This window comes from Bacillus salipaludis, assembly GCF_030938565.1.
In the GTDB taxonomy this organism is placed as follows: domain Bacteria; phylum Bacillota; class Bacilli; order Bacillales; family Cytobacillaceae; genus Neobacillus; species Neobacillus salipaludis_A.
Genome location: NZ_JAVGVR010000001.1, coordinates 2982491 through 2994831, shown reverse-complemented (window position 1 = coordinate 2994831; position 12341 = coordinate 2982491). Strand labels below are relative to the sequence as shown.

Sequence of the window (12341 nt, the reverse complement as noted above, 5' to 3'; positions counted from 1 at the left end):
CTTGTTTCCTCACTCTATCGTTTTCGTTATAATGGCTAAATATTCATTCGTTCGGGTTCAATCCCGGATTATTGTATTTCTTCGTATGAATAATTTTTATTTGTCATCTTAAATCAAACAAAGGAATGATCAAGAAATTAGAAATGCCTACATTTGCTTAAAATGTAGGCATCTTCAATGCTCTTTAATATTCCCTCTTGTTGCCTTTTTTAACATACTCCCATTCCACATCAATATTGGATCTTACCCTTTGAAGCAGCTGATAAATTGTCTCTATTTCTTGTGGAGAAAATCCATTTAATGCAACCTTGTTTGAATAATTCCCTTCTCTTTTTAGAAATGGATACACTTCCTGGCCTTTTTCTGTAGCATAGAGCTTTTTTATTTTTTTATTTTCTTCATCGTTTCTTTTTTCAATGAAGCCTTGGAGTTCAAGCTTTTGAATGGCACGAGCAGCGGTTGTTCGGTCTACTTTAATCATTTCCGCCACTTTCTCTTGAATGATTCCAGGGTTTTCACATATGCGAATTAAGTACAAATATTGGCCTTTTGTTAGGTCGAATGCTTTAAATTCAATATTACTAATCGAATCTAGCGCTCTGGCAATCATTCCAATTTCTCTTAGTATTTCTCTCATAAAAACAATCCCCTTAGAATATTTTGTTGTATTTACAACAAAATATTTTTCATATATACTACATTATGACCTAACAATGAAATATAGAAAAGTGAGCAAACCTATTTCGTGACACTCTGCACTGATTTTTCCACTAAAAAAAGGGAGTTGTTTTTATTGATTCATAATCGTTGGCTTGTTAATTCTGCATTGTTGAGTATCGCATTCATTTGGGGGATTACGTTTGTTGTGGTCCAGGAAGCCATATCAACCATCGATCCATTTTCCTTTAACTTTCTACGATTTGGTTTAGCTGCCGTACTGATTTTTTTCTTTCTATTTTTTACACAGAAAGAAAAATTTTCTCTTAAAACCCTCATCACTGAATTTAAAATTGGTTCTTTTCTTGGGTTATTATTGTTCTTAGGATATGCCTTGCAAACCTTTAGTTTATTACACACGACATCAGGGAAATCTGGATTTTTAACAGGATTGGCCGTTGCACTTGTGCCGATTATTTCATATTTCATTCTACGGCAAAAACCTACCTTTCAAGGAATAATTGGCGTTCTATTAGCTGTTTTTGGACTTTACCTATTGGCGTTCACGGGCATGACAGGAGTAAATATCGGGGATTTGTTAGCACTTTTATGTTCATTTGCGTTTGGTCTCCAGATGGTTTTTACAGGAAAGTTTGCTTCTCAGGCCTCCGTCTTATATCTTGTTTTATCTCAATTAATTACCGTTTCGGTTTTGAGTGGAATTTTTGCGTTGATCTTTGAACCTACGCTTAGTCTAACTATTTTGTCACATCCATCGGTGATTATTGCGTTATTGATCACAAGTATTTTTGCAACAGCTTATGCGTACATTGCCCAGACTTTTTTTCAAAAGTCGACCAGTCCTTCAAAGGTGGCTTTAATCTTTTCAATGGAACCTGTCTTTGCTGCACTAGCTGATTATCTTTGGAATGGAACAACTTTGGGAACCCGCTCCATTTTTGGATGCCTATTGATTCTATTTGGTATGTTATTAGCTGAAATCCCATTCTCGAAGTATTTTCCATTTTTAAAAATAAAAAACCAAAAGGTTAATATGTAAGAAAAAAAACCGTTCATGAAATTCGAGCGGTTTTTTAGAGGTCTTTTTCGCTTATAAAGTTTAGTCATCATCATTGGTTTGAACAAGATTTTCCAATCATGAATCAAACAAAAAAACGGCATATGCCGTTTTTAATCTATTCGTTCATCATTTTACTAAACATAACAGAAGTTGCTGCCATTGCAATAACAAACAATCCAAGGATAACATAAAGACCGTAATCCATTTTTTTCACCTCCGTACGCTTTCTATTCCATATTTAATTACATCTAAAACATCCATTATTATAACATTCTATTAAACTAAAAACTATTACAAAAATCACACTCTGACCCTACTAGTTTGGTTTAATTAAGCTTCTAGTTTATTTTTACTCAAAGGCAACATTCCGGCCATAAAAATGATTGGAACTAGATTAACAGCAGCCAAAATAGTTCCCGGAAAATCCGAACCACTTATTAGACCATGTAAAGTCACGAGGATATACAAGATGGGATTTAGTGCATGCAATTTTTGCCATCTTTTATAACCAATTTTCTTCCGGAATTTTGATGTTAAAAAGGTTAATATGAAAAAATAAAAGCCAATCGTCCCCATTGCCATTGAAATGGTTTCATATCCGCTGGCAAAAGGGATCAGCACTTCAGATAGTTTAAATGGGAAGTACGAATCAATCAGTAAAACCCCTAAATGTCCGCACGTCACAATTAAGGACCAATCGGAAAGCACCTCATGAAAATGAAGAATGCCGCTAATTTTCTTTTTTCGTTTCTTTTGAAACGCAGAATAAAGTCCAGTTAAAGCTGCTAGATATAATAGTAGATATGCCACCACTCCTGTTGCTCGTATTAAGTACCATTCAAGAGATTCCATATTATTCGCTTCCCCTCCACATTTCTATTTATTCATTACATTCGGTTAGTTTAAATTGTGATTTAATCCTGCTTTCAGGTTCCTCTTGCAGATTTAATTTATAAAAGTTATCTTAATTTATCCTTAATTCAATTCCATAAAGTTTTTAGAATGTATGAGAATTTAAGAGAATACGATGTGCAAAAAAAGAAGACGAGTTGATGATCAAAAAGGGCTGCCCCAAATTTTACATTGGGGCAGCCCTAGTTTTTATTTATCGTTTTGGTAGAAGAACGTAGCGGTTATGCTTCCGTCTGGATTTTCTTTAATGTCTTTTACATTGATACCAGATAACCCCGTTGCACTATAACCTTTATAAAAGTAGAAGGATCCTGAGTAAACGTTTGCACCGTTTGATTTCAGAACATCTCCTGTTTGGAAGAAATCCTTTTCATCTCCACGGTTGACGCCTTTTTCAAGGTCGAAGTTACCGTCTTTTTGTACAACCGATAACCCATAGTGCGAAACACCATTTACAGGAGTGCTTACGTTATATAGCTTTTTGCCGAAGCTCTCCACGCTATTCACATCATTATACCCTTGCTGGTAATGGCTCAGCGTATTTTCGTCTACATGCCATGCAACAAGTCCATGCGCATTGGCACCTTCACGGCCTAAACCTTGGTTAAATCCAACCTGCTGAATGTTTTCGAATAAGTAGTATTCCGTTCCGTTCGAACCAGGAACCTCCATTTTTACAAATGCGTTATTTGAATTTGATTGGTTAACAGGCTTGAGCGTAATTGTTTTTGCCCCATCAGCAGGCTTGACATTAATTGGTTCTGCCCATCCTAAGAATATTTTGGAAAATGGATCAAAGCTAGTTGGCGAGTTACCCATGTAGGCATTTCCGTTTGGATAACTCATCCATGAACCGCCGGCCATTATCGTATAGTTTCCAGCCCCTTCTGAGGAGTAGTCGACATCATATAGATCAGGAAGACCTAAAGCATGGCCGAATTCATGTGAGAAAACGCCTGCTTGAGTTGGATACGGACCGCTTTTTAATGCATCACTGTATTTACCATTTGTATCATCATATCCAGCAACGTTTCCGCCGATTTCCGGTTCAATGGTGTAGGTTCCGATTTCCACTCCGTCCTTGGTCCATTTGCCTGCATTATCGTTCATAAACTCGTCTACATCTAGTAGGGTCCCATCTTGGTAGTACTTACCATAATAAAGAGCAGATTGAATATCCCACTTGTGTGACCAAATTTGTTGAGGATCCCCGGACCATTCTGCTCCTGTTCCGGCGTGTACGATAAATACGTTTGGAACGACCCCATCTACCGCATATTTCGAGAAGTCCACTTGAGCATCTGCTGCTTCAAGGGTATCAGCAACTAGCTGTCCGACATGAGCATATCCGTTGGTATTATCAAGGTCACCTAATTTCTGGCTTAAGTAAAAATCGGCATTATGTGGAAGCGTAATCCATTCAGTTGGAGCGTCATCTGTTGTAAGAGTGACTTTTCCGTAGCTGCTTTCTTTGTAGGCGTTTTGCATCGTTTTGTCTTTTGGAACATTCGGTCCGTCATATTGCTTAAATTCAGGAAGTTCATATGGATTGTATCTATCCCCGAATATTAAGTCATTAAAATATTTAGCAGGAACCTGTTCAGCAGGAGCTCCTAAAGGTTGTTCATCTTTAAACTTTACGAGTAATACTAACATTGGAATGTTGCTTTTTGTAGGTGAGTACGTCACGTGGTTATTGCCTGGTGCATTAAACTTTTTTCCGTTTGGGAGGTTTTTTAATTTTTTCGCTTGTTTTGTTAAATCCAAGCCCTTTGCTTTTGCATATGCTTCATATTCCGGTGATGGAGAAACCATTTCCGGGGTACTTAATTGGTATTTCGAGGGTTTAGATAATTGATTCGCCGAAATCCCGGATGCTGCCCCGCCTAGAAGAGCTAAAGATAAAGCAGTTGTAGATAACACTTTCCACATATTCACATACCCTCCGATTTCTGAAAAGTTTCAACTCGAATAATTCGATTGCAAAAATATTATATCATCAATTAATTTCTGATAAATCTATATTTTCGGTATTTTTTAAAAAATAAGAAAAATGACCTTCGCACAACTAGGAAAAAAGATAGAGCCAGGAGATTAACTAACAATTGCCTATTGCGGAACCATTCCTTAGGTGCATTTCACCCTCAATTTATTTTCAGTTGCTCAACTAAGCACCACATTAAAGCATTAAAAAAGAGCTGCCGTGGGCAACTCTTAATTTTTGAAAAAAATCATTTATTTTTCAATATTCCTAAATACTCGATCCAAGGACCAACATCCTTCCTGTACCTTTCAGCCATTACTCGTACAATTTGGGATATATGGGTTAAATCATGAACAACCCATGTTGAAAGTAATTCTCTTATCTGTACCTTACCTAATGCCGGATGTATGCCGGTTAATTCAAGATGCCTTTCAGTTTCAATAAGATTCTTAAGTTTCGTAACATTTTGTGTCCGCATTGTTTTGAATTCTTGCAACTTTTCCTCAATCGATCTTTTAGGATTTTCTTTTAAGTGAGAATATCGGTCAAATGGAGGAAATGGTTTACCCTCGCCCTCCTGAAGAATGATCTCCATCCTTGGAATCCAATCATGTTTTTCACCTTCAATGAGGTGCCCGACCACTTCAGAGATATTCCAGGTTCCTTCACCCTCATTAGATTGCAGCCATTCTTTCGATAAACCTGATAAAAAATACTCTAAGGTTTGTGGTGTTCGTTCCAGCACTTCAATGGCTTCATTCAAATTAAAATTCATAAATTACCCCTTTCAATAGGATTAACTAGATTTTCACATTTCAAAAAAGCTATGTCTCTCTACTTTGCAAACTCTAAGAGCAAAATTTTTGTACCACACTGTTTTCCCTTTATCTTGTGCAATTTTATGGGCTGAATTTTCCTTCCATTCTCTAATAGATTCTAATGAATCCCAATAAGAAACTGTAATCCCTAATCCTTCATCTCTTGCACTTTCCATTCCTAAGAATCCATAATGCTGTGAAGCTAATTCTACCATTTTGTCCGCCATTTTTGCGTACCCCTTGTCTCCATCCGTTCTCTCCGACGCAAAAATTACTGCGTAATATGGCGGTTCGGGAGTTTTTGCAATTCCACTCATCCGTATGCTCCTCACAAAAGGTTTTAATTTACGATCATTTTATTCGTTGAAAATAAAAAATATCATTCTTAAACATTGTTACTATATTTAATGTTTATTAAAGTACTAATGATTGGATAAATTCAAGATGGATATATAAAGAGGGCTCGAGGCCCCTTTATAAAACATTATTATTTTAAAATGTTCAATTTTTGTCCGATATAAATCGGTTGATTAGGATCGAGGTTATTGGCTTTAACGATAGAGTCAATCGTTACCCCGAACTTCTGAGCGATCTTCCAGAGCGAATCTCCCGCAACAACAGTATAAACAACAGTGGATACAGTTGGAAGGGTTACAATATATTTTGCTATATATCCTTGATCAGAATAATAGGCATCTTTCTTGTATTCTACTACATACCAGTCTCCAATAGCTGAAACAATTTTGATATCCGTATTCATCGGAAGCATAAATTTTATATCATACTGTGTCCCGGCATAAGTCCGAACATTGGCGTTTACCCGCGTTTTTCCACTGTCTATCTGAAGTATTTCCTGATTGGATGGAACCTTGATTAATGGCTTGGAGACAAATCCTTTCAGCACCGAGGTGACCATACTATAGGATACCTGATACCAATCACCTGTTTCCCCTGTTATCGTAACTTCTGAACCGGCAGGAATGGTCAGTAGGATTGGATTTTGTGTGCTTGGTCCTGAACGCAGGTTTGAATTTTTCACTGTCAAACCGAAACCCTCTGTTATCTGAATGATGTTTTCACGGTTATTATACACATTCGTGTTTCCGGCAAGATCGGTGAGCTTGACAATAAGATAGTAGTTGCCCCGAGTTACGTTAAAGCCGCGGTTGTTTTTTCCATCCCAATAAAAATAAGATGTACCCTTCAAATGGCGGTCCCATCCGATCGTCTGTACTAGCTGGCCGCTTTCGTCGACAACGGTAACATTCATATCTGCCGTTTCACTTATGGTCACCGGGATAATAATTTGATTCTTCCCATCCTGAACCGAAAGCTGATTAACAGGTGCCAAATCGATCGTTGCGGTTGGCTTTTCGGTATCTGCCTGGGTTGGTTTTGGTACTGCATACGTATAAAGGATTTGATTGGATTCTGTTACAAAAATGGTGTCTTGGATGACTCCAATTGGTCGTACACCAAGACCGCCAGTGGTGGTCGACAGCTGGATGGATGCTGAAATTAGCTGGCCGGTTGCTGAATTATAAAATTTAATTTTGTTGTAGTTCTCCAAAATAATTTTGTCCGACGCGACAACCATTCCTCTTGAGCCAACAACAGTCTGAAGCCCGCCAGCAACAAACTGCTCTCCGTACATTGTCTTCCATTTTTGCGTTCCTGTATTTTTATCAATTCCAAAGATATTTTTTTCATCCAAAACAATAAGAGAATCATTCGTCACGGACATTGGCTGTGTAAACATACCGGTAAGACCAAATTTCCATAATGTCCTACCGGTTGCCGGATCAAATGCCCATAAATTTCTTGTATTATCTTTGGCATCCACATAAAGCTTCTCGTCTTTATAGACCGGAGCTCCGTAGATGGATGCACTTGAAGAAAAATCGAATGTCCAAAGAACCGTGCTGCTAGCAGAATCGAATGCGTATAAGCGAACGGTCATTTGAACTGGATTCCGGATAATAGCATACATCCGGTTACCGCCAACTGCGAATGCTCCATCTATTCTCTCATTGGTTTTAAGCGTATAGTTCCATTTTCTTTGTCCCGTTTTTGCATCTACTGCGACAATTCCCTCAATCATGTTAACATCTCTGGTGTAGTAATATAAGGTATTTTGATCAATTAAAAGCCGGCTGGCAAAGGTATCAATTGTCCAAAGTGTTTGCGGAGCCGCCCCTGTATCCTGAATGGCGTACAGTTGATTCATTGTTGAAGCATAGATTACTCCATCTTTTGCGATGAGGTCTAGAAAGGCATCCTTGTTTTCGGTTGAAAAATCCCATTTTTCTTTATAGGTATCCAGGTCGGTTGCCGAAAGGATTTTTTTCTCAATCCGCTCAACAGAATAGAGCTGATTCTGGTCGACACTAAACAGGGATGAAGCATTATTAAATGGATCTTTCTTTAATGTCAAATCTACAGGCACAGTTGCAGTTGAAAAATTGGTGTTTCCCTGGTCAGCCAAATGCATTGGCCAGTTCCCGTTATCAGCCCTTATGTTCCGAACCTTAACTTGATTCTCTAATTCGGCTATTCTTTGCCTTAATTGCTGATTTTGGGTTATTAAACTATTTATATAATGTTGATTGAAATGCATCATTTTTGAACATCACACCTCCCTTTTGGCACTATTCATTTTATGCATAGGTGCCTACATGGTGAGGTTATTCTTAGTTACGTTTCAGACACAAAATTAAAAGGATGACCGTTTGGAGGTCATCCTACTACAATCTAGTCCCTTTAAATATGTTTATTCATGGTGACCATTATGTTCATATTCCATATCGTTTTTAGGCAATTTTTTGGATACTTTTGATTCTGTACCTGGTTTTACGAGTAAAAATTGCCCCATCATCCCGGAATCCTCATGTTTTAAAAGATGGCAGTGATACATAAGCGGGTGCTTAGGGTCGGCAAAGTTCACAAATTCCACGGCAAGCCTCACCGTTGCTCCATTCGGAATAAACACGGTATCTTTCCTTCCTCTTTCATACTCTGGTGGTTTCTGACCGTTTATGTCCAATACTCGGAATGCTGCATCATGAATATGAAAGTTGTGTGAAGAGCCAAAATTGTCAATTTCCCATATTTCTTTCGCCCCCGCAGGCACAATCTCATCAATTCGATCCATTACCATCTTTTTGTCGTTAATCTTTGAATCCATCGTCATTTTAAATTGACGTAGCTTCGCATTCTTTGGAACCTCGATTGGCGGTACTGTAGAAAGTTGACCGGCTAATGGAGCAGATTCTGTTAATTTAGAAGCTGCATCCATTTTCAATAAATCAAATTCACCACGATCAATTTCCCCACCACTGTTATAACTGTGGAGAACGGTTTTCTCACCAGGTTTAAATTCAACAACAATCTCTGCACGCTCCCCCGGACTTAACTTAAAGCGTTTTAATGTGACCGGTTTCTGTAAAAGTCCGGCATCATTTGCTACAAGTTTAAACGACCTGCCATCCGTAAAGCCAAAATTATAGGCTCTAGCATTGGAAGCATTGAGCAGTCGAAAACGCACTTGACTAGCAGTTATCTTAAGAAATGGGTCATACGTACCATTCACGAGGATTTCATTTCCAAGTGTACCATAGGTGGTATCGTCTTTCTCTGATAACTGCCCATCTTTTGTAAACATTTTATCTTGCACAATTAGCGGAAAATCATCGACACCATAATTAGATGGCAATTTTTTTGAATCCTTATCATCGATAATAAACATTCCTGCAAGTCCCCGGTACACATGTTGTGCTGTTTTACCATGCACATGAGGATGGTACCAAGTAGTTGCAGATGGTTGATCAATAGTCCAATGGGGCGACCACGTCTCTCCTGCTTCAATCATCTGATGTGGGCCCCCATCCATCACTGCCGGTAATTTCATCCCATGCCAGTGTAAAGTTGAAGCCACTTCCAAATGATTTACTATATCAAAGGATACGTGGTCACCTCGTGAAACCTTTATTGTAGGACCAAGATAGGAACCATTGAGTCCCCATGTTTTCGCCTTTTTCCCTGGTAAAAATTCTGTCGATCCTGATTGCATCGTTAATTGAAAATGTTTCGTACCGTCCGAACTAATGGTTGGTTTAAGAAGTTGCGGAATTTTTAATGGATGGTCAAAATGTAGTTGACCAACATTAGTTATTGGTTTATCTCCGCCACACCCAGCCAAACCGAAAACAAGTAACACCAACAAGGGGATCATTAATTTAGTATATGATTTCAACTTCTCCGTTTACTTCCTTTCTACTTCAAACCTCTTCATATTTGAATATAGTAATTAACTCGTTTTCTTCCTCCGAATCTATCATAAACATGAAAAAATAAAAATTCAATACAATATGCTTCCTTACGTATTTAACTTCCCATTAACGGAACGAAAGAATATTTTTCTACATCCTTTATATCGACATCTTTTTCAAGTTTCACCCATTATATTTTGGGTATAGATACAAATATAGTGAGGTGAAAGACGAATGAAGTTCAAAAGATTAATAAAAATAATTTTTCCTGTATTCTTAATTTTTACTATGTTATTACTGCCTTTACCTATGTCACAAGTAAACGCAAAAATGAAGACTACCAAACATTCTAAAACAGTAAAAGCCGCTACCTATATCACATCCTTCAAAAAGGTTCATGGTAAATGGGTAGGAAAATTCGATTATATCCAATGGTATTTTGGAAAAGCGGCTGACAGGGAATTTTTAAAAGACTGTAAATGCAGCAAAGATATGGATGGTGCTCCCGATGGTTACTGGATTCGAAATGTAAATCCAAGGATACGGACCTTTACAATTTCGAAAAACGCTCAATTTGTTTTACAGACAAGGAATTCCTATCAAGTAAAATGGAATGAAAAAGTGACAAGAAGCCAGTTTATTCGATTTTTGAAACAACGGAATAAAGACTATCAAGTTCCTTTCCATATTGAAATTAGAAAAGGAGCTGTTACGAAAATTACGGAACAATATATTCCTTAACTTTAATTCGATAAATGTATTGGCTCCCCTCAATTGTATGCAGCCTGAGGAGGAGCCCTATTCTACTAAGATCCCCCTGGCCCCCCGCCTAAAACCTTTTATTGTGGTTCTTCCCTGCGATAGGAACAAATATGATTAATAATAAGGCACCAAAACCTCTGTTTTGCCTTGTTAAACTATCCAATTTATTCCTAATAAAAAGGAGGAAAAAACCCAAGTGGCATATACACCTTTCTTTATTGAAGCAGTTATTTGGTTTTTCCCTATTATTTTTATGTTCCATGTTTTAGAAGAGATCATAACATTGGACAGTTTTATGGCCAAATTCAAAAACAATGTCCCAAGGTCTTTTCTAGCCAAATTTGCGTTTAAGGTAAAAAAAATGCTAGGTACGAAATCCACCCAGTTTTCTATCTCAGTTGCATGGATTTTGCTTATTATAACTTTTATCACGTTTAAAACCGCTTTCCATCTTCCAATGGGGGGAAACTTTCTTCTCTTTATTGCTGTATTAAATATATTTTTCCTTCAGGCTTTTTCTCATATTGGCCAAACCTTCATTTTGCGTGTGTATACGCCTGGTGTGATTACTGCATTCATAATCGTCATTCCATATTCTCTTCTCACCTATTCTTGCTTGTTTGAATTAGGTCTCATAGATGGACATTTACTATTTAAAAGTATTCCCTTCAGTATGGTAATGGTACCCATTTTTCTTATTGGGAATCTTTTAGGGCAACGATTCAATCGTTAATCCATCCATTCTATCTAGGAATTCATCTTTTTAGGAGATTGTGCCTTTTGTGTAGAAGCCTCTTTTTGTTCGTTTTATAATCAAGGCTTTGATTTTCCGCATACCATAATGTTGAACAAGCATTGACAGGAGGTGAACTTAATGGGTCATCATTGTCACGGCCACTGTCACATTTTTGGAATTTTTCTTGGATTTTTTACCGGTGTGATATGGCTGCTATTTGCAGTATTGGGGTTCATTACTGATTTCTTTCGTTTAATTGACTTAGGGAACCTTGGTCATTTTTTCACGATCCTTATTGCGGTAATTGGCTTCCTTGCCTTCTTTGTTTTTGGATTATATGTATTCAAGCGAGCGTGGAGCTGCTGCCGATGATAATAAAGATAAAAAACAGTCCCTCTAGTTAGTGACTGTTTTTTATCTTTATTGCTTACTGTTTATTATAACCATTCCTTGAACGGTATTGCTGCGGCGCCCGTGTTGGATACCGTAAAGGAAAGCTGAACATATGCACGAGTTTCGTAAAAGGAATCGAAGCAAATAAGATAAACGAACAAATGACATGGACCTTAAATAGAGTGGGGATTCCCAACATCAATTCAGACTTAGGGTGTAAAGTAAACAAGCTTCTAAACCATGGCCCGATTGATAAACGGTATTCGTATTCACCGATTGTTGTATTGTAAATGAGGGTCATATAGGTACCTAATCCCGCCACCAGTAATAACCAAATAATGGTGAAGTAGGAGCCGCCTGTGGTATGGACGCGAACCCTTGGAGTTGTAAATTTTCGAATGAGCATTAATACTAAACCAATTACCACCATTAGACCAGCAATCCCACCACCTGCAATGGCAAAGAAATGGTACACATGGTCTTCAACTCCAAGTGCATTATACACCTCCAATGGGATTAATACGCCCATTACATGCCCTACAAAAGCAAAAATAATCCCATAATGAAAAACAACCGACGCCACTCTTAACCCTTTTTTTTCAAAAATTTCGGTTGACGGGGCTGTCCAACTTTTCCCTCGAAACACAAAGCGGTAAAAGGTTGCTACGATTAGGATTGTTCCGCATATATAAGGAAAAATGGTCCACCAAAAAACAACTTCCATCTCATC

General features: G+C 37.8%; 12 protein-coding genes. 4 read left to right on the top strand and 8 right to left on the bottom strand.

What is annotated here, in order from left to right; genetic code table 11:
• Positions 1 to 184: 184 nt before the first annotated feature.
• The gene (locus RCG21_RS14790; protein WP_133333326.1) at positions 185 to 637 is read right to left on the bottom strand and encodes a MarR family winged helix-turn-helix transcriptional regulator; all 453 of its coding nucleotides are present in this window, start codon (positions 635 to 637) and stop codon (positions 185 to 187) included.
• Positions 638 to 793: 156 nt separating this feature from the next.
• On the opposite strand from RCG21_RS14790, the gene RCG21_RS14785 reads away from it, so the two are divergent.
• Positions 794 to 1717: a DMT family transporter gene (locus RCG21_RS14785; RefSeq protein WP_308913329.1), complete on the top strand. Its 924-nt coding sequence runs from the start codon at positions 794 to 796 to the stop codon at positions 1715 to 1717.
• A gap of 351 nt (positions 1718 to 2068) precedes the next feature.
• Here RCG21_RS14785 and RCG21_RS14780 read toward each other — a convergent pair whose 3' ends face one another.
• From RCG21_RS14780 to RCG21_RS14755, 6 genes are all read right to left on the bottom strand, one after another.
• On the bottom strand, positions 2069 to 2590 hold the full coding sequence (locus RCG21_RS14780; protein ID WP_133333327.1) for a ferric reductase-like transmembrane domain-containing protein: 522 nt from the start codon (positions 2588 to 2590) through the stop codon (positions 2069 to 2071).
• Between the two features lie 249 nt (positions 2591 to 2839).
• Positions 2840 to 4582, bottom strand: coding sequence for a M6 family metalloprotease domain-containing protein (locus RCG21_RS14775; RefSeq protein ID WP_133333328.1), 1743 nt, complete (start codon positions 4580 to 4582; stop codon positions 2840 to 2842).
• A gap of 299 nt (positions 4583 to 4881) precedes the next feature.
• The gene (locus tag RCG21_RS14770) at positions 4882 to 5409 is read right to left on the bottom strand and encodes a DinB family protein (protein ID WP_133333329.1); all 528 of its coding nucleotides are present in this window, start codon (positions 5407 to 5409) and stop codon (positions 4882 to 4884) included.
• Positions 5410 to 5442: 33 nt separating this feature from the next.
• Positions 5443 to 5769: an antibiotic biosynthesis monooxygenase family protein gene (locus RCG21_RS14765; protein WP_133333330.1), complete on the bottom strand. Its 327-nt coding sequence runs from the start codon at positions 5767 to 5769 to the stop codon at positions 5443 to 5445.
• 170 nt (positions 5770 to 5939) lie between these two features.
• Positions 5940 to 8072 carry an outer membrane protein assembly factor BamB family protein gene (locus RCG21_RS14760; RefSeq protein ID WP_133333331.1) on the bottom strand — a complete coding sequence of 711 codons (2133 nt, stop codon included), beginning with the start codon at positions 8070 to 8072 and terminating at the stop codon, positions 5940 to 5942.
• Positions 8073 to 8222: 150 nt separating this feature from the next.
• Positions 8223 to 9704, bottom strand: a complete 1482-nt coding sequence (locus RCG21_RS14755; RefSeq protein WP_208025322.1) for a multicopper oxidase family protein — start codon at positions 9702 to 9704, stop codon at positions 8223 to 8225.
• A gap of 250 nt (positions 9705 to 9954) precedes the next feature.
• On the opposite strand from RCG21_RS14755, the gene RCG21_RS14750 reads away from it, so the two are divergent.
• The 3 genes from RCG21_RS14750 (at position 9955) to RCG21_RS14740 (ending at position 11590) form a co-directional block, all read left to right on the top strand.
• The gene (locus tag RCG21_RS14750; protein WP_308913328.1) at positions 9955 to 10461 is read left to right on the top strand and encodes a hypothetical protein; all 507 of its coding nucleotides are present in this window, start codon (positions 9955 to 9957) and stop codon (positions 10459 to 10461) included.
• A gap of 217 nt (positions 10462 to 10678) precedes the next feature.
• On the top strand, positions 10679 to 11215 hold the full coding sequence (locus tag RCG21_RS14745) for an HXXEE domain-containing protein (RefSeq protein ID WP_133333333.1): 537 nt from the start codon (positions 10679 to 10681) through the stop codon (positions 11213 to 11215).
• 141 nt (positions 11216 to 11356) lie between these two features.
• Entirely contained in the window at positions 11357 to 11590 is a 234-nt protein-coding gene (locus RCG21_RS14740) for an ABC transporter (protein ID WP_133333334.1), read from the top strand.
• Between the two features lie 55 nt (positions 11591 to 11645).
• Here RCG21_RS14740 and narI read toward each other — a convergent pair whose 3' ends face one another.
• On the bottom strand, positions 11646 to 12335 hold the full coding sequence (narI, locus tag RCG21_RS14735; protein ID WP_308913327.1) for a respiratory nitrate reductase subunit gamma: 690 nt from the start codon (positions 12333 to 12335) through the stop codon (positions 11646 to 11648).
• Positions 12336 to 12341 lie beyond the last annotated feature (6 nt).